Origin of the sequence: Pontibacter sp. FD36 (assembly GCF_015686655.1) — a bacterium.
Taxonomy (GTDB): domain Bacteria; phylum Bacteroidota; class Bacteroidia; order Cytophagales; family Hymenobacteraceae; genus Pontibacter.
Genome location: NZ_JADPMP010000009.1, coordinates 55,892 through 74,849, shown reverse-complemented (window position 1 = coordinate 74,849; position 18,958 = coordinate 55,892). Strand labels below are relative to the sequence as shown.

Genomic DNA, 18,958 nt, shown 5'->3' with positions numbered 1-18,958 from the left:
CATTAAGCTGTGTGCCTGAAGAGGTTAATTTTTTAAATCAGAATGCAACTTCCATTATCAATAATTTTAATCGGGAGAGTCTAGATGTTTACAACTTCTTGTAAGAGTTTCAGCAGTCTGACTTAACTGAGAACCTATTGTTTCAGTTTGTGTTTAGAACTTTCTACCCCTCAGATAACACCGGTCTTACGCCTGAATGTAAAGCAGAATAATGCAGAAAGAAAGCAATAAAGCTGGCGACACTCAGATTTATTTAAAACACTTAATTTATATTACTCTTTTTCCTTGCCTGCTCCGAAAGAATAGGCAATTTTTAAACCCAAAGCAGGATAGAGTCTTGTGATAAAAATTGAGTTATCATCAGGGCTTATTGTCCTAGCTGGCTCTTGTGATCCGGCTAGAATCAGTTGTTTGTTTTGGCCTTTATAACTATCTATAAAATATTTTCTTGGTTGCCTTATAGGAGTAAACTCGCCTGTTACTAAAATTAGTAACTTCTCGCTCCTATAGCCTAAGCCAAAACCTACATCAATAGGAGAAGTTGTATATGATTGATCGTTGCTATAGGAAAGTTTAAACAAATTAACTAACAAAGCAATCGCAAAAGGATGACGTTTATATTTATAGTGCCAATCAATATCTTTATCATTGGGTTCTGATATTTTATATAATACCGTAAAAGGGTTCCAAACCAATCCCGTAGCTACACCTGAGTTTAGAGAAGTTACACTTTCAAACTGAACTACATTATCTACTGGAGAAATTGCGACATTGTAATTTCTACCCATTCTGTGGCTGATTCCAGCAGAAATGAAAGCATTAAATGGCCTTTCAAACACAATTTCCACATCGCCTTTCGCTCGATCCTTTTCCAATTCCTCTTTTGTTGCCTTCACTTCTAAGTCTTTCTCAGTCCTTACATCCTTGTCAACTTCCTCTTGCGCAACTGCTTGTAAACAAAAGAATAACGCAAATGCTGTGATACTCAATTTTATTTTCATAGAATTTAATATTTATAAATAAACAACTGACTTAATTTTTAGATTAATTAATCTAATATTATAAACTTTTCTATAAAAAGAAAAATATTTATATAAATATTTATAATGTACGTCAAGACTTTTCTTTCTATTTTTTAGAGGTAACTAGCTATACTACAGATACTATATCTGCTAAGTAAGCAGCTGAATAGCTTGGAATGAATATATCTGGCCTTGAGGGTTCTATACTAAGTTTACTTTTAGTATAGAACTCTACAATTGGACTGAACATAAGTTTATTCAAACCAACTCTGGAGATGAATTTGAAACCTATGCCAACTGCCGTACTGCTTTATAGTTTAAATTAGGTACTTTGGGTTTAAAAAGCTGTCCTTAAGGATGCCATTTTCAATGTATAGTGAAGAGTAGCAGTATGCACAGAAGGAGTGGGCAAGTCCTCATCTATGTGCGGAAAGCTTGTTTCGGCCCGTTTTAAGTGCCGCAGCGGCGAGCGTAAAACTTCCTTAATATTGTTTCTATTTGAATTATCAATTAAAGCTCCCCCTTGTCCTGCCCACCTGTAAACTATGACGCATCGTCGCTATATCTATGACGCGGTGTCGCTGTTGTGGAATTCTAAAAATCTAGAACCTCCGTTGCTGCCTTTTAGAATCCGATAACCCACTGATTCTGAAGTTGGTAACAGCGTTAGTAAGTTTCTACGAAATGTTCGTAACTGATTCTAAAAAGCAAGGACGGTGTGAACGGTTACTTCTATACTCGCTTATCATTTAAAACAAAGCGATATGAACCTAACGATCAACCCTTTCCAAATCAGAACAGTAGTAGCGAAATACAGAGCAGAACTAATTAAGACCTACACCACCACTACAGAAGAAGGTTTGTCAACCTTGCACTTAGTTGTGTTCGGAGACTCAACTGACAGCACAATAGTCAGGGATATGCTGACAGATGCCATCGAGAACCGATACAACTAATACAACATCAACAGGGCATCAGAGGAGATTACCATCTACACATTTTTAGCTATCAAGGGCTATACTTACTGTATCAACTAATATGGAAATCAGAGATATAACGATTAACAGCAGGGAGGACATCTCTGCTTTTTTCCACTACCTGATTACTGACCTGAACCTGAACTTCCATCCTGATAACAGCTTCTATGACTATGTAAACCCTGATGGCACTACCACCTTCACAGAAGAGCAGACCGACCATTTTGAGGCTATTCTTGAGGGGTGCTTTGTGTACTGTCACGTAGAGGGCGAAGACATTTATGAGATTGGTCTTGAGGTGTTTTACAAGTGTCTTACTGCCAACGATTAAGAATAAGAAGATAACACTAGGACAGATACCTGTATCAGCGGTAGGGGAGGTAGAGCTGACTTACAAGAGGTTGCATACTGAAGACACTATTACAATGCGCAATGTCAAGGTCACATCATCAACAGATGTCTATTCCTTCCTACGGAGCAAAATGGAGAGCCATATCGAGCACATAGAAAGATTCTATGCAATCTACTTCAATAGGGCTAACAAAGTGCAAGGCGTATATCAGTTGAGTTTAGGAGGCGTAGCCGGTACAGTAGCAGACCCTAAGATAATACTGCAGGCGGCATTACTACTGAACGCTTCTAGCATAGTCATAGCACACAACCACCCATCAGGCAATACTAAACCAAGCTCAGCTGACATTGCAATGACTAAGAAACTTAAGGCTGCTTGCGAAGTGATGGACATCGTACTGCTGGACCATCTGATTGTATGCGAGGAATCATTCTATTCATTTGCTGACGAGGGACTTATATGAAAGTCATAGAATACTACAGAGTATCAACTCAGAAACAAGGTAGAAGCGGCTTGGGCTTAGAAGCTCAGGCCGCCGCCGTTACAGCCTATATTAACAGCATAGGAGCAGAGTCTATCGATAAGTATGTCGAAATCGAGTCTGGAGGCAGTAAAGACAAGATCAGTGCACACCAAGACGTAACGATAGACAAAATACTTAAAAAGCGTCCGGTGCTCCTAAAAGCCATTAAACAAGCCCAAGAGTCAGGCGCTACATTAGTGGTTAAGGAGGCATCCAGGTTAAGCAGGTTCTCCTTATTGATAAACTACCTGATAGCTTGCAACATCAGATTTGTGTGTGCTGACAATCCCCAAGATGATGAGATGTTCATCAGGCTCAGGACGGCATTCAACGAGGAGGAACTCAAGAAGGTATCGGAACGGACCAAGAAGGCACTGCAGGCAAGGAAGGCAAGAGGATTGGTTAACGGTAAACCTGAGAACTTCTCTGACAAGGGCAGGCTCAAGGGTTCGGCTAGAATGAGTGAGCTTGCTGCTGAGTCAGATGTGAATAAAAAGGTATTGAATCTTATTAGTCTTTATCAAGATAAAGGGATGAAGCTCCAGCAGATATGCAACGAACTAAATACATTGGGATACAGAACACCGCGAGGTAAGACTTTTCAGACAGGCAGCATTGCAATGTTGCTAAAGGGGCAAAAGAATAGGGAAACTATTTGGTTTCCCTATTCTTCAAAGTCTTAACATTTCTATTTTAGACTTTAGCTTTATTGCATAGTATTCAATTTCCCCATTAACCTCCAAATCGTTATAGAATAATTTGTCATTGTCAGGATCTAGCAAGTCATCAGAATTTAAATTTTCTAAAAAATCAAAGTGGTATAACAGTCTTTTCATTTTTGGAAAAAATAAACTATTGTAAAACAACAAGAAAAGTTCGGTGGAGTTCATCTGAGCTTGTACAAAATCAGCATATCTTTTGTATTTAGCTTTGAATATTCCTCTGATGTCTCCTTCAGTAAAGTCTTTATATGCTCCTGTTGAGTCATTGAAAGCTGTTCTAAATTCCCGAATCTCATTTTCTTCTAGGTACAATAGAATATGATACAGATTTCTAAAATAATGTCCTAATTGATTGCTGTATAATAAATATACATATCTATAAGAGGCCTTTGCTATATTTTCTGGAGTATCTAATATCTTTAAATCATTGATTTCTGTAAGCTTCACTATTTCCTCTTTAAGAGTATTTTTTTCAATTAGTTCTGCAGGAGTTAAATTGTCTTTTTTTTCGAGATTATCTAACTTGTTTAAACTAGTGACTAAAAAATTATAAAAGTTAGTTATAACATTCTTTAGATATATAAATGCAGTCCCTGATTTGTAATGTGGTTGAGAATTGGGTTGATACTCTACCAAAACTTTGTTATGGTCCACTTCGATATTCAGCCGAATATCTTGTTGAGTCTTAAGCAAATTAAAAAAGGTATTCTCAAATTGTTGAGTTGAAAATACGTCTCTTGTATCAGCTAATTCTTTGCGTTGTAACGCCAGCTCATTTGTTTGAAGTCTGAGCGCCAGAAAGAACAGAATTACACCTACAAATGACAACAGAGAACCAACTACTCCGCCAATAAAATCACCTATGATACCATTTGCTGAAAAATCTTTTTCAGTAACAGGAGTGCCAAATTCAAGTGACCCGTTAAGGTTATATATGAAAACGCCTGTAATAAGTAGGCCAATTGCTACGGAAACAGCTGATGCGATCAACAATCCAGACCCAAAACGTCCATACTCTCTTCTTGTAGTTTCCCAAAAAGACTCTTCTTTAGACATAAATCTATATTCTTTAAATTATTTTCATAATATATATCACAAAAATAATCAATCTATATATAACAAGAACATTAAAAACGAACAGAAACCTTTGCATTGAGCAGCGAATTTTTATTACAGCAGATACAATCAACAAAAAGTAGTGTAGTTACATAATTGGTTTAGCTAGGGGCAAAAAATACTGAACCTAATCCACCTGTACCGCGAAAAGGGTCTAAGACTTCAATAGATATGCGACGAGCTGGATGGTTTGGGGTATATAACTCCCCGCGGAAATAATTATCATACAGGCAGTATTGCAATGTTATTAAAGGGGTAGAAAAAAGGAGGCCGTTTAGGTCTCCTTCCTTTTTTAATTAGAATAGCTCTAACATTTTAGCAGCTATTGAGCCTGCAACTGTTATAACCGCTACAATAATTGGAACCCACCATTTACTCTTAGCACTTTCAGTTGATCCTTGATTGTTTGTGTAATTAGTTGTTACTGGAGAGTTGCTTAGCGTCGAGCGGTCAAATACTGGAGCGTTATAATTATGCACTGTAGACGGAGGAGATTGATGAGTAGCACTATTATCCTTAATGAAATCTTGAACTGTTCTACCGCTGTAGGACAACGTTAGACCTTCTCTAGAAAGTGTATAGAAACTTCCATTAGGCTTAATGAGACCTAGCGTAAGTAGTACATCAATTAAATTATCCTCTTCTTCTGATTGTTCTTCATATCGCAAAACACGACCCTCTTCTGCTATAAAGTAGAAGTAGTCATTTAGTTTCTGCGCTTTTGTTTTTGGTGGATTGAGCTTGTTGTACTCAACAATGAACCCGCCCTGTTTCTCAAATAGCTTTGCTTTGCCATTGTCTTTAAGGACGAGAGAACCCCCTTCTTTGGTTCTGTAAAGGTTAGCGTAATCTCTTTCTTTAAATTCTTCAGCAATCACTCCAGCTAAGTCTTTATCACCATCACATAGCTTCGTAGCCACCTTCATCTCGAGTTGTCCCCAAAATGTAGCGTTGATGCTTGACAGAATTCTTTCGTAGTACTTTACGTTTTCGGCGTTTATCATAACGTTCCAATAACTGACACGGAGGCTGTTTAGGCGACCCGTATCGCATCCATTTGTTTTAACGATACAATATACTCATTATCAATGTGAATGGAGTTTGGAATGACGCGGGAAATTCTATTTATTCCTCGTCTTTTAATCTATTGTGGCCTAGCCTTGAAATTATAGTAATCGGCAGCAAGAATGTAATTAAAAGAGAGTAGGATACACTATGTCTGATTTGCGATAAGGGGCTAAACTTGCAGCAGATATGTGACCAATTGAAATGACTTATGATACAAGACGCAAAGGGGATATACCTACTACCAAGCAGGTACTATAGCGATGCTGCTGAAAGGGGGAGGAAGAAGGGAGGCTAGACTGTTTAAGTCTCTTTGCTTAATTATGTTAACATATTAAGGAGGTAACCTACAATCAGTCCACCGCCTGTAAATGCCCACCAAAAGGTTTTGAATGCTTCTGCAGTTTTAAGACTATGGTCTAAGTCTCTTATCTGCTGCTCCTGATTTCTTATAGTCTTGGTATACTCGAATTTCTCGTTTTGAAGAATTAAGTTTTCTTTCTGAAGTTCTGATGTTTCTTTAGCTATAAGCTCCTTATAGCCTTCATTTAGGTACTTTTTATCAGAGTAAGCGACAGCTCCATCCCTAAGGAGGACTAAATACTGTGCTCCCTGATCCCAGTTTACCAACAGTTCATTTTGCTTAACAAGAAAATCAAGGTGGTTAACTATTTGATTTGTACTTAGCTTCCCTCGGTTGGCTACATCATTCACAGATAATCGCAAATCCTCGAAAGAAGGGTTTTCTTGGTTATCTAGTTGTTGCTCATACCCCCTTAGGACTTCCAGTATCTTATGCCGAATCAAATATTTGTCTTCCATAAGCAGAGATTAATATAAGTTTTTTTAAATATAGGATTCTATTAATACTATTCTTACTTTAAAGTGATATTAAAGAAAACTTAGCAAATTAATATGCCAATACAGCACAAGTTCTTTCAAGAAAATTGGGAGAATGAGTTTGAAACAAACAGCGCGATTCTTGATGTGACCCCCTATGAACCAGAGGTGATGTTCATAGGCACATTCAACCCGGATACCCCTCACAATGTAGCCGACTTCTTTTATGGAAGGAACTACTTCTGGACAGGCTTTGAGAACCTTTTTACTCATAATGCTCCACTTGTACAGCAACGCAGGGATTGGCTTAACCCTTTAAGCCCTAGTATCATCGAAGTCCTTGAACTATGCAGAAGACAAAAGTTAACCTTTGCGGACTTGATTTTGGAAGTTTTGCATAATGACAATCCTCATTATGAGTATGTCCCCAACAACAAAATAGATTATCAAAATAACGTGATCAGCTTGATTGAGGATAATGGTCTTCAGCAGCTTGACGACGCGGGGCAGGTTCATTGGAACACTGGAAACATCATCAATTATCTATGTGATCATCCAAACATCAAAACAATCTATTTCACCAGGAGGCCTAATGGAATTTGGCAAGAGAAGTGGAATGCTATAGCAAACCACAGGTGTATGGAAAGCCGAACCCTGATCAACATTTACACCCCCTCTGGCAGAAGGTTATCTAACCCTGTAATGTCAAACCTGCAGCATCGCTGGGTTCACAATGATGTACAAGGCTTTGGGCGACTTGACAATGCCTGGTTACAAGCCAATGGAGTAAACCTGAATAACTTTTAATTGAAAGCAAAATCAATCATACATCAATTTAAACAAGCTAATGGAAAGCATCACCATCGAAAAGCTATTTGACAGCAAAAACAGAAAGTTCGAAATTCCCTCTTATCAGAGGGCATACTCTTGGGATGACAAAAACATCAAGCAATTCATTGAGGATTTAGAGAATGCAGAAACCCATTATTACCTAGGACATTTTCTCTTTGAAGTTAAGGAGGATAACATTCTTTATGTGATTGATGGACAGCAGCGCCTTACAACTTGCATCATATTCTTTAGCTGTCTCAAAAAGGAGTTGGAGAAGAGGGTTAAGGAGAGGCAGGTTGTGAGCTTAGATTTGGAAGACATTACTGATTATTACCTAAAGGACATCAGAAAGGGAACCCAAAAATTCAAGACGGTTAGGGATGACAACAATTTCTTTTTAGAGGAAATAATTGAAAGCAAGAAGGAACATTCCCAAGAGGTAGATACAGCCTCTAAGGGTAGGATAAGAGAGGCAAAGGGAATATTTTCTGGAGTATTTTCTGAAACCACAACTGAAGTTTTAGAGAAGTGGTGTCAGTTGATAGAGGAGGCAACGGTAACAGAGTTTATAGTAAAAGATAAAGTCCAAGCTACTCAGGTGTTCGCTTTCCAGAATGATAGGGGCAAGGACTTAACCAAGTTGGAAACAATCAAGGCATTCTTTATGCTGCAGATCTACCTCTCAGGCAGTTCAAAAGAAAAGATAGAAGAGAATATCAGCTACTTGGAAGAAGAGCTTTCAAAGATTTACAAGCAGATCGTACGTATCAACCTTGATGAAGATGATGTGCTTAACTACTATTGGAGAGCAGTGAGTGGAAAAGGCTTCAATAGTGAGGAAGTCGTAAAGGGCATCAAGGGCAAGATAAAAGGGATATCCGAAAATAAGGCTGAGTGGATTATGGGCTTTATTTCCGGGCTTGCGCAAGCATTTCAAACTGTCGAAAAAATAGAGAGAAGCACTAATAGCCATATTAGAGACTTACGGCACCTTAATAATTTATCGTTCGCTTATCCATTCTTCATTAAGGCTTACAAATTTAATGCAAGCCCTAAAGTGGTAGACCGCCTTGCAAAGCTATTTGAGAACATTACTTTCAGGTACTTGCTAAGGGGAGGCCGGGCTGAAATCGAATCCAGACTAAATGGCTATCTGATTAACCTGAAACCAGCTAAGGATTATGAGAAGACATTTGATGATATTCTCAACAGCACTATTGATGCAATCATAAATGACATCAAACATAGTGGCTGGTGGTGGTATTGGAATGACCACTCTATGAGGGAACATCTGAATAGCAGCTACTTCTATCAAAATAGGATAGATAATTATTTGCTATGGAAGTATGAGCTTTACATATCTGACAAAGAGCATCCTGAGCCGCACAAAGTGTCATTTGAGGACCTGATACAGAATGAAAGCATTGAGCACATTGCACCTCGGACCCCAACTAACGGAGACCCCGTTGCTAACGGGTATGGTCCTTATAAAGTAGAAGAAGCCTTGGAAGAAGGTATAGTGTCTGGTAATTGGCTGAACAGTTTAGGCAATCTTATGCTTATTTCAAGGAAGCATAATAGCTCAATTGGGAATAAGCCATTTGATCATAAACTCGAGTCCTATGGCCGGGATAATCTGTTAAACCAGCAAAGAGAAATAAGGGAATTCATTGTAAAAGGTGAAAATCCAGTTTGGGATAAGAAAGCTATTGAGGCAAGGAAGAAAAAGATAGTAAGTGCAGCACTTGATATTTGGAACCTTAATAGAATCAATTAACGGGAGAAACATTTTCAAGAAGAATAAAAAAGGGGCTCATTTAGCCCATTTTTTATTAGAAACCTTACATTCTACTAAAGATTTACAAAAGCCGCCCAATTAGAGCAGCTTTAAGATATGGTCGTCTCGACGTAATCTGAATTTTCAAGAGTTTTATGATTTATATAGGTTGTTAACCAGTTGATTAGCTTTATCAATTTTGATTGATGCTACTTACAGTACACTCAATCTTTAATTAAATTTATATGTTACTGTTTTTATGTAGCCAAGTAAATACATTGTTAAAGTATATCTTAAGTTTAGATTCAAAAGTTACTGCTTGACTTGCATCCGATGTGTTTGGTATCACAAGATGGTCGCGTAATTTATGTTTACGAGCATCCGGACTATTATGAAGCATATTTATTGCATTAAAAAAGGCATTTAATTTTGGGGTCATATCCAATTGTTTTCTCATTCCACAATTACCGTTTTCTCTGATAAGACTAACGATACTAGGCGTCTCAAAAAATAGGTTAGTTGGAGTTGGAATATTGGGATTTGAATGTGATAATGTAAGAGACACAGTTTCAAAACAGTTATCATCAGTAAAAGTCGCCTTCAAACCTAGGCAATAAGGTCTCCCAATTACTTTTACTTTATCAATATGAGAGAATTCGAAATACTCCATCTAGGTGGGAATTTAGTTTATCTAAATATAGAATAAAATTAATATTATTTATTAAGTCTAGTATAAAATAAATAAAGCCGCCCCATTTAGAGCAGCTTTGAAAGATGTGACTGTTTCGACATTTGTCTCGACTTCGCCCGAATTTTTACGAGTTTTATTTATTATACAGGCTGGGAGCCAGCCGCTTAGCGCAGCGTAGGCCGTAAGGCCGTTAGGAAACTCCTATTCTATCCATTGAACTACAGGGCCAGGTAATCCGGAATAAGCTTCCGGGCAGCCTGCACAAATTTAGCTTAATTCCGACTATTTACAAGTTCGACTACTGCTGCGGGGTTTGTTCCTGTGCTGGCTGTGCCTGTGGGGCCGGTTCCACAATCGGTTCATCATACAGGGCTATGGAAATGCCAAAGGCAATTACCGTAAGTACCAATCCCACCATAAAGATCGAGTAGGAGATGCGCAGGATCTTGTACTTGCGGCTCAGTACTTCGCCCAGGTAGTAAATGTCGGTGATCATGTTGGTGTAAAGCGATTTCTTATCACGCATGATCTCGTGCATGCCATTTTGGAAATCCTCCAGCGGAATATTAGTGAAGTTACCGAAGAATAGCAGGTTCACCTTTTTGCTGTTGATCTTTTTTCGGTTGAAAGAGAAACTCGTCACTTCAGGCTGCGCTGAGATAATGGCAAAGATGACAGAGCCAAGGGTGGTGAGCAGCAGCATACCGACAGGTATAAGCAGCGAACGATGCTGGGCAAACTCAGCTCCTGTAATGGAGGTCTTGGTACTGAGGTACGTGATGATTACCGACATGATGATGGCGTTAAGGCTGATCATCATGTTGGCCTTGTTATCAGCAATGGCGCTCAGGTTAAGGTGAGTACGATAGGTGTTGCGAAACATCGTCTCGATACCGCGCTTCGGCTGGGCGAGTGTTTCGCGCTGCTCTTTCTCTTCCTTTTTTGTCTTTTTCGACTCTTTATGCAGCTGGTTGCGCTGCTCCTGTATGTTCAGGCCAAGCTGCGCGGCGTATTTATGCTGGGCTTTGGCGGTATAGAAGGTTGTGGAAAGCAGAAATTCCATCTGAAACTGCGCCCACTCCTGATCTGAGAAAAACTTTTCTTTAAAGATCTCCCACTCCACACGCAGCAGCTCGGCTGTGGCAAAAAATGTTTCTTTGCCAATGTTGGCCATGTCCGCATCAATGATGATCTCCTGCAGCAGTGTTTCAGGCTTGGTGCCGTGCCTGGTAGCCATGATGCAATCGGTCACACGGGTAATGCGCTCAGGCGAGTAGTTGTTTTCCTGCAGCCACGAGGTGGCGAAGTGCACGCTCTCCTCTTCGTGTCCGTCGTAAGCGGTTACATAGCCGGTGTCATGAAACCAGGCCGCTAGTTCTAGGTCCTGCAGCTCTTCCGGGCTCAGATCATATAGCTCTCCCAACTGGCGTGCTTCGTTGGCAGTCTCGAAGGTGTGTTTATAATTGTGATAAACAAGCTTTTTAGACAGTTGTTCCTTAAAAAGCCTGAAAACGTACTCACTGGCTTGTTTGACGATATCTTGTTCTTCCATAACGGTGTTTGCCGCCATTGTCAGGTAGCTCTGCAGTAGATGCACAGTTGTGAGCGGCGGTTGAAGGTGGTGCTAGTATTCTTTTGCCGTTACGGTGAATAGCGCTTTTTGTTGAAAAGAGCAACCTCGGCGCACAAAACGCTCTATATAGTGAAGCAATAACTTAATGCCGCCGCCATACGTTATCTATTTCAGCCCGGTCGCAACCGTGGCGCACTTTCGGGCTCTGATACCAACCATGCACTACCAAACCCAAGCACTGCTTTCAGTCCTCTCCGTACGGCAGCAAACCCATCGCCAGTCGTTGTGTTTATACCGTCACACTTGCTTTTGCTAGACAGGACATCCCGTACACACAGAACCTTATGAAAAACCGTCTTTACCTTATTTCTGTTATCCTGCGCCCCCTGGCTGTGGGCTTCTTCTTAGTACTCCTGCAGGCCTGTGCCACTAAAAAACCTTACTACAGCCGTGACGTGCTCAACTGGGAGCAGAATGAGCCCAAACCCGACAACAAAGTAAACTACACCGTGTTCCTGATCGGTGACGTGGGCGCTCCTGACTTAAAGGAGCAGGAGCCTTCGCTGAAGCTCATGCAAAAGCAGATGAACGAAGTGGGGGCACAGAGCGCGACCATCTTTTTGGGTGACAATGTGTACCACAACGGCCTGCCTGAGCCGGGTCGTTACGACCGGGAAGTATCGGAGCAGCGCCTCAATGCACAGCTCGATGTGCTGCGGGGCTATAAAGGAGAGAAGTACATGATCCCGGGCAACCACGACTGGAACCACAGCGGCCGCGGAGGTATAGAGTATGTGGTGCGCCAGCAAAACTACGTGAACGAGTACCTCACCGAAGAAGGCATAGTGGTAGGCGGCGATTTTTACGTACCAGGTGATGCTTGCCCTGGCCCTTATGAGGTGAAAATAAGCGATGACGTGGTACTGATTGCGCTCGACTCTGAGTGGTGGCTGCACCCCTGGGAGCGCCCTTATGGTGCCGGCAGCAACTGCTGGGCCTCTACAGAGGCCGACTTGCTGGTGAAGCTCGAAGACATTATTGAGAAGCACCAGGGCTCTAACATCGTGGTTGTAGCGCACCACCCTTTGTTTACCCGTGGAAATCACGGCGGCTTTTTCACCCTGAAAGATCACGTGTTCCCCCTCACCATGCTGCGCGACTGGATCTACCTGCCGCTGCCTGTGATCGGGTCCATCTATCCTTTCGCCCGAAAGTACGGCGGCATCCTGCAGGATATTCCGCACCCACGCTACACGGCTTATATCGAAGGGCTGCTCAACATATTTGACAAGTATGATAACATCGTGTACGCCGCAGGGCACGAGCACTCGTTGCAGCACTACAAGTACAATAACCTGACGCACATCGTAAGTGGCTCGGGCTGCAAGACGCAGCATGTTAAGCCGGGTGGCACAGCCATGTATACCCACGAAGTAAAAGGCTTTGCCAAACTGCTGTACTATGAAAACGGAGAAGCCTGGGTAGAGTACTGGACGCCGGTGGGCGATGGCTCGGAGGGCACCATGACTTTCCGGACGCCGCTCTACGCCAAGGAGCCCCGCCGCAAGAGAGGAGCTGTGGTCGATGAGACCAACTACGCCGACAGCACCATTGTAGTCGCTGCCAATGATGACTACACCGCCAGAGGGCTGCGTCGCACGCTGCTAGGTGAACACTACCGCCGCGAATGGGCCACCCCTGTAGAGGTGCCTTTGCTGGACATGCGCAACGAAATGGGTGGACTCACCCCTTACCAGAAGGGTGGAGGCAAACAGACCGCTTCCCTGAAAGTGCGCAACCCGGATGCCCGGGAATATACCTTGCGTACCGTTGACAAAGATCCGACGATGGCCTTGCCGGAGTACCTGCGCCAGACCGCCGCCAAGGCACTGCTACAGGACCAGGTATCAGCCCAGCACCCTTATGGTGCACTGGCTATACCTCCTCTGGCGGATGCCGCAGGCGTGTTTCATACCAATCCCAAGTTGGTATACATTCCCCAGACGCCCTACCTGCGCCAGTACATGGATGAGTTCAGCAATACACTGGCCTTTCTGGAAGAAGACGCTGACGAAAACCACGAGGATGTAGAGAGCCTGGGCTTTGCCGAAAACCTGGTGGGTACTGACAAGGTGCTGAAAGAACTGCGGCAGGACAACGACAATCAGATAAATCAGCAGGAATTCGTGCGGGCCCGCCTGTTCGACATGCTGGTAGGTGACTGGGACCGTCACGAGGGACAGTGGCGCTGGAAAGAGGAGAAGACCGACAGTGGCAAGGTATACATCCCGGTACCCGAAGACCGTGACCAGGTGTTTTTCAAAGCAGATGGCCTTATACCCTGGCTGGCCACCCGCAAGTGGGGCGTGCGCAACGTGCAGAACTTCGATCATGATTACCGCGACATAGTAGGCCTCAACCTGAGTGCCCTCACCATCGACCGCTCCTTTACGCCAGCCATCACGCGACAGGACTGGATTCGCATTGCCGAGGAGATAAAAGCAGGCGTGACGGATCAGGTGATAGAAGAGGCCATCAGCCAGTGGCCGCCAGAAGTGCAGGCTATCTCAGGCGATGAGATCAAAGCCAAGTTGCGCTCCCGCCGCGACAAGCTGCCGCAAGCGGCTGAGGCTTACTACGAGCACATCTCAGAAATGGTGGATGTAGCCGGCAGCGACAAGCACGAGCACTTTGTGGTGAACCGCCTGAACGACGAGGAAACGCACCTGACGGTATACAAGATCAACAAAGAAGGTGAACTGCGTGACACTCTGTACAAACGCACCTTCTATACCTCCGAAACAAAGGAACTGCGCCTGTACGGGCAGCGTGGCAAAGATATGTTTGAGGTGAACGGGGATGTGAACAAAGGGATAGTGGTGCGCATTATCGGTGGCAACGACGAAGATGTGATCACCGATAACTCACGCGTGGCCGGTCTTAGACGGCACACAGTGGTATATGACACGAAGGAGGGCAACGTGTTCAACTTCGGGCCAGAAACAAAAGACCAAACCAGCATCAGTCCGGATGTGAACTTCTATGACCGTGATAATCACAAATTGCCTTACCTGGGCCCTCGTTTGTCCCTGGAATATAACGTGGATGACGGGCTGTTTATAGGGGCAGGGGTACTGGCACGCACACATAAGTTCCGCAAATCGCCTTATGCTGCAGAGCATCTGCTGGAGGGAAATTACGCCTTTTACACCAACTCCTTTAACGTGCGCTATGCCGGTGATATCCGGCAGGTATTCGGCAACTGGAACATCGGGGTAAACGCCGCCATACAGGGGCCGCAGTACCAGCGCAACTTCTACGGCTACGGCAACGATACCCGACAGCAGGACGGGCTGGATGACTCCTTTTACCGTGTCCGGTTTAAGCGGGTGAACGTAGGGGCGACGCTCAACAACAACTTAGCGCCATTCTTCAAAATCGGTATAGGTCCGACTTACGACCGCTTCCGGGTGGTGAACTCTGAGCAAGACACTTACCTGGTGAACGAGGCAATGAATGGCCGTTTAGAACCGGGGACCTATGACTTTGAGCAGGACCGCTTTGAGTCGCAGCATTATGTGGGTCTGATGGCTTTTGCTGATCTGGACGTACTGGGCGAGGGCAATCAGAAGAACCCGCGCATCGGCATGCGCCTGCACAACCGCCTGAGTTACAACAAGCAGACAGACGGCGAAGGACTCAGCTATACCCATGTAAGCTCTGAGTTCGCCTTCTACCTGACACCTAACTTCCCATTCCAACTAACCTGGGCGGGGCGTCTGGGGGCAGCGCATAACTTCGGCGACTTCCGCTTCTATCAGGCTAACACGCTGGGCGGTATGGACAACATGCGCGGCTACCGCCGTACCCGTTTCCCGGGCCGCAGCGCGATCTTTGCCAATGCCGAGGCTCGCCTGTCGCTTTTCGACTTCAACCTATACCTGACGCCGGGCCGACTGGGCGTGTTGGGCTTGTATGATGTAGGCCGAGTGTACTACGACGGTGAGCGTGACTCTGCCTTCTTCCGCAGTTTGCACACGGGCATCGGCGGGGGCGTGTGGGCTGATATCATGCAGAAGAACGTGATTGTACTGACCTATGCCAAAGGCGACGTGGAAAGGCTGTGGACATTAAGCTTCGGCTTCTTATTCTAAAAAAATCGAAAGACGTATAGCAGAAGGTGCCGCAATGCAGGCACTTTTTGCATTTAACGCTATGTAACTAGCCACAAACTATGAAACTAATACTTCCGAAGTTACTCCTTATACCTTTGCTCCTGATAGGAGAACAAGCACTAGCCCAGGAAACTGAACGGGACCTGATGGATGTGCAGAAGCAAACGATAGATTACGCCAGCCCGGGGGTGCGGGGTATGGGCAGAAGCCGGGGCATTGTGATCGGCTATGAGCGCCTGCCGCAGTTCGATATGGAGTCGGAGTCAGATCACCCGGAGGTGGGCAACGGGCGTGCGCGGGTACGGCGGCACAATAAGTTTTTTGTGCGGGCACTGGCTCCTATCATGAACAAGCCCAACAACAAGCTGATCCTGGGTATAGACCACAAATTTGAGGAGTTCAACTTCGAGAATGTATCACCGGCTTCCTACAGCCTGTACCGCAACCTGGAGGATAGAAACTTAAAGAGCCTGGGACTACAGCTGGCCTTCCTGCACTCGTTTGACGATGTGCGGTTTATGCTGGTGCGTGCAAAAGGTGAACTGAACGGGGACTATACCCGCGACAATGTCAATGTATCAGACTACCTGAAAACAACCGTGGACCTGGCCTATGGCTGGAAACGCAGCCCTGACTTTGCCTGGGGTGTGGGTCTGCAGCTTGGCTATACCTTCGGGCGGCAACGCATCTACCCGGGCATTATGTACAACCGTACCTTTAACGATCGCTGGGGCGTAGAATCCATCTTCCCGGCTAACCTGCGGGTGCGCTACAATGTGTCCGAAAAAACACTGCTCTATACTGGCTACCGCATTGAGGGTGCCAGCTACAACCTCTACGCCAGCGAACCGCCGCTCTCGCAGTTCAACGACATCGAGCTGCGCCGCACCGACATTAAGGCCCTGTTGCGACTGGAGCAGGAGATCTATGACTTCCTGTGGTTTGCCGTGGAAGGCGGATTTAGGCAGTACTACCGCCACCGGGCTTTTGACGTAGTAGGCTCTCGCGATGAGCTGATCACCAATACCCTGGCTGGCGCAGGCTACATCGGTATAGAACTCTATGCAGTACCGCCCCGCAAACTGCTGGAGCGTAGTCAGAACCGTTAAGAAACTCAGGTATAGGTATGGCAAAGCCCGACTTGCAGGTATAGCGAGTCGGGCTTTATTGCTTTGCAGGCGCTACTCCTATTTGCTTGCCGGTTCCATATCTGCCGGGATCAGGCTGTGCAGATACTCGTAGGTAGCATACTGTGATCGGATATGGGTAGGGCTTGCCTGCTCTACATAGCTGTTGTCGATATCGCGGGCCTTGGTGTCGTCGGCCAGCTGAAAGTCGATGATCGTACGCAATTCCTGGATCAGATCTTTCTGCAGGATAGGGAAAGCCACTTCCACCCGGCGGCTTAGGTTTCGGACCATCCAGTCAGCCGAGGCCACATAGTACTCCTCTTTGCCATTGTTGTGGAAGATGTATACCCGCGCATGCTCCAGATAACGGTCCACGATGCTGCGCACCCGGATGTTCTCACTCAGCCCCTCTACGCCCGGCACCAGGCAGCAAATGCCCCGCACCAAAAGATCTATCTTCACACCGGCCTGGCTGGCGGCATACAGTTTCCTGATCATGCGCTCGTCCTGCAGGGCATTCATCTTGAGGATCATAGAGGCAGGCTTGCCTTTACGGGCATTTTTGATTTCCCGGTTGATCATCTCCACAAAGCGGTCCCGCATGTTGATGGGCGCCATCAGCAGTTTCTTAAACTTTTTGTCATGCTGGCGATCGATGAAGAAGTTGAATACCTGCTCCACATCCTGCGTGATGTCTTTATGTGATGTAAAGAGGGCGTGATCAGCGTAGATCTTAGAAGTGTCTTCATTGTAATTGCCGGTACTTAGGTAGGCGTAGTTCACCAGTTTGCCGTCTTCGTTGCGGGTGATCAGGCCCAGCTTGGTATGTACCTTGAGATCAGGCAAACCCAGTATCACATTGGCGCCGGCCTTCTGCAGCTTACCTGCCCAGAAGATGTTAGACTCTTCATCAAAGCGGGCTTTTAGCTCCACCACTACCGTAACAAGTTTTCCATTCTTGGCAGCTTTGACCAGCGACTTGGCAATGGCTGAATTATCAGCTACGCGGTATAAAGTAGCGCTCATGGCGGTCACTTTCGGGTCTTTGGCAGCTTCATCGAATAGGCGCAGGACGTAGCCAAAGGATTGGTACGGGTAGTGTACCAGGTAGTCCTGCTTTTTCATGGCCTCGATCAGGCTTTCTTCTTTTTCCAGAAGCGGATTCACCAGCGTAGGCTGTGGCGTGTACTTGAGGTCGGGCAGGTTGAAGTCCGGGAACTGAAAGAAGTCACGGAAGTTGTGGTACTTGCTGCCTTCCACCAGTTCATCTTCTGATATGCCCGTGTGCGCCATAATGGCTTCGAGCATTGGCCTTGGTGTGACAGGGTCGTACAGGAGGCGGGCCGGATAACCCGTTTCACGCTTCTTCAGACTCTTCTGGATCTTAGCCATCAGGCTGCCTGACACTTCTTCCTCAATATCCAGTTCAGCATCGCGCGACACCTTCACGGCATGCGCCTCAAAGCGGGTATAGTTGGGGTACAGCTCGGGCAGACAGAAGCGAATCACATCGTCCAGAAACATCACATAGCGTTGCTTGCCCACAGTAGGGAGCTTCACGAAACGGCTGCCGTGCTTCTTAGTGGGTATTTCGAGCATAGAGAAGCGCTCGGGCTTCAGATCTTTCTTTTTAGGGTCGAATAGATGCACCCCCAGGTATACGGTCTGATCCTTGAGGAAGAAGTGCGTCTCAGTGTCGTCAAGCAATAGTGGCAGGATGTGCGGCTGTATGTGCTCGGCAAAGTATTCGCGGACCCACTTCTGCTGCGTTTTGTTCAGGTCGTTCTCGGTGAGGAGGTTGATATGATGCTGGCGCAGGTCGGCCAGTATGCCTTCTCTGAACACCTCTCCGAATTCCTCCTGCTGACGTTTTACCTCCTGCATCACCTGATCGAATGTGTCGGCAGGGTCCTCGGAGAGTTTGTCACGGGTTTTCTTTTTGAGCTTGATCAGGCGCTTGAGTGTGGCTACACGCACCTTGAAGTACTCGTCGAGATTGGCCGAGAAGATAGCCATAAACTTGACACGCTCCAGCAACGGCACAGTGCGGTCTTTGGCCTCCTGCAGCACGCGGTAGTTGAATGCCAACCAGCTGAGTTCGCGGTTGATCAGCGGTATGGTGGTTGGTTTTTTATCTTCGGTATTAGTTTCCATGGTTTTGTAT

14 protein-coding genes are annotated in these 18,958 nt (G+C 45.1%); 8 read left to right on the top strand and 6 right to left on the bottom strand.

Annotation, left to right across the window (positions count from 1 at the left end; all coding sequences use genetic code 11):
- Nucleotides 1-272: 272 nt before the first annotated feature.
- Nucleotides 273-1,001 carry a hypothetical protein gene (locus I0P70_RS13680; protein ID WP_196118953.1) on the bottom strand — a complete coding sequence of 243 codons (729 nt, stop codon included), beginning with the start codon at nt 999-1,001 and terminating at the stop codon, nt 273-275.
- A gap of 785 nt (nt 1,002-1,786) precedes the next feature.
- Between I0P70_RS13680 and I0P70_RS13675 the strand changes: the two genes are divergently transcribed.
- The 4 genes from I0P70_RS13675 (at nt 1,787) to I0P70_RS13660 (ending at nt 3,557) form a co-directional block, all read left to right on the top strand.
- Entirely contained in the window at nt 1,787-1,978 is a 192-nt protein-coding gene (locus tag I0P70_RS13675; protein ID WP_196118951.1) for a hypothetical protein, read from the top strand.
- 82 nt (nt 1,979-2,060) lie between these two features.
- Complete coding sequence (locus tag I0P70_RS13670) at nt 2,061-2,330, top strand: hypothetical protein (RefSeq protein ID WP_196118949.1); 270 nt, start codon at nt 2,061-2,063, stop codon at nt 2,328-2,330.
- On the top strand, nt 2,281-2,814 hold the full coding sequence (locus tag I0P70_RS21395) for a JAB domain-containing protein (RefSeq protein WP_196118947.1): 534 nt from the start codon (nt 2,281-2,283) through the stop codon (nt 2,812-2,814). The genes I0P70_RS13670 and I0P70_RS21395 overlap by 50 nt, the downstream gene beginning before the upstream one ends.
- Nucleotides 2,811-3,557 carry a recombinase family protein gene (locus I0P70_RS13660; protein ID WP_196118936.1) on the top strand — a complete coding sequence of 249 codons (747 nt, stop codon included), beginning with the start codon at nt 2,811-2,813 and terminating at the stop codon, nt 3,555-3,557. The genes I0P70_RS21395 and I0P70_RS13660 overlap by 4 nt, the downstream gene beginning before the upstream one ends.
- Here the strand turns inward: I0P70_RS13660 and I0P70_RS13655 are convergent.
- The 3 genes from I0P70_RS13655 to I0P70_RS13645 form a co-directional block, all read right to left on the bottom strand.
- A complete protein-coding gene (locus I0P70_RS13655; RefSeq protein WP_196118934.1) occupies nt 3,546-4,652 on the bottom strand; it encodes a putative phage abortive infection protein in 1,107 nt (368 codons plus the stop codon). The two genes, I0P70_RS13660 and I0P70_RS13655, sit on opposite strands and share 12 nt — an antisense overlap.
- Before the next feature lie 356 nt (nt 4,653-5,008).
- Nucleotides 5,009-5,716 carry a hypothetical protein gene (locus tag I0P70_RS13650; protein ID WP_196118932.1) on the bottom strand — a complete coding sequence of 236 codons (708 nt, stop codon included), beginning with the start codon at nt 5,714-5,716 and terminating at the stop codon, nt 5,009-5,011.
- Nucleotides 5,717-6,098: 382 nt separating this feature from the next.
- Complete coding sequence (locus tag I0P70_RS13645; RefSeq protein ID WP_196118930.1) at nt 6,099-6,599, bottom strand: hypothetical protein; 501 nt, start codon at nt 6,597-6,599, stop codon at nt 6,099-6,101.
- Nucleotides 6,600-6,692: 93 nt separating this feature from the next.
- On the opposite strand from I0P70_RS13645, the gene I0P70_RS13640 reads away from it, so the two are divergent.
- Nucleotides 6,693-7,424, top strand: a complete 732-nt coding sequence (locus tag I0P70_RS13640) for a hypothetical protein (protein WP_196118928.1) — start codon at nt 6,693-6,695, stop codon at nt 7,422-7,424.
- Between the two features lie 40 nt (nt 7,425-7,464).
- Nucleotides 7,465-9,225, top strand: coding sequence for a DUF262 domain-containing protein (locus tag I0P70_RS13635; RefSeq protein ID WP_196118926.1), 1,761 nt, complete (start codon nt 7,465-7,467; stop codon nt 9,223-9,225).
- A 989-nt stretch (nt 9,226-10,214) separates the two neighbouring features.
- On the opposite strand, the gene I0P70_RS13630 is transcribed toward I0P70_RS13635, so the two are convergent.
- Nucleotides 10,215-11,468 carry a Pycsar system effector family protein gene (locus tag I0P70_RS13630; RefSeq protein WP_196118924.1) on the bottom strand — a complete coding sequence of 418 codons (1,254 nt, stop codon included), beginning with the start codon at nt 11,466-11,468 and terminating at the stop codon, nt 10,215-10,217.
- Between the two features lie 365 nt (nt 11,469-11,833).
- On the opposite strand from I0P70_RS13630, the gene I0P70_RS13625 reads away from it, so the two are divergent.
- Together I0P70_RS13625 and I0P70_RS13620 are read left to right on the top strand one after the other, a co-directional pair.
- The gene (locus I0P70_RS13625; RefSeq protein WP_230392191.1) at nt 11,834-15,643 is read left to right on the top strand and encodes a metallophosphoesterase; all 3,810 of its coding nucleotides are present in this window, start codon (nt 11,834-11,836) and stop codon (nt 15,641-15,643) included.
- A gap of 80 nt (nt 15,644-15,723) precedes the next feature.
- Entirely contained in the window at nt 15,724-16,773 is a 1,050-nt protein-coding gene (locus I0P70_RS13620) for a DUF6268 family outer membrane beta-barrel protein (protein ID WP_196118922.1), read from the top strand.
- A 78-nt stretch (nt 16,774-16,851) separates the two neighbouring features.
- On the opposite strand, the gene ppk1 is transcribed toward I0P70_RS13620, so the two are convergent.
- Nucleotides 16,852-18,948 carry a polyphosphate kinase 1 gene (gene ppk1, locus I0P70_RS13615; protein ID WP_196118920.1) on the bottom strand — a complete coding sequence of 699 codons (2,097 nt, stop codon included), beginning with the start codon at nt 18,946-18,948 and terminating at the stop codon, nt 16,852-16,854.
- Between the last annotated feature and the right edge of the window lie 10 nt (nt 18,949-18,958).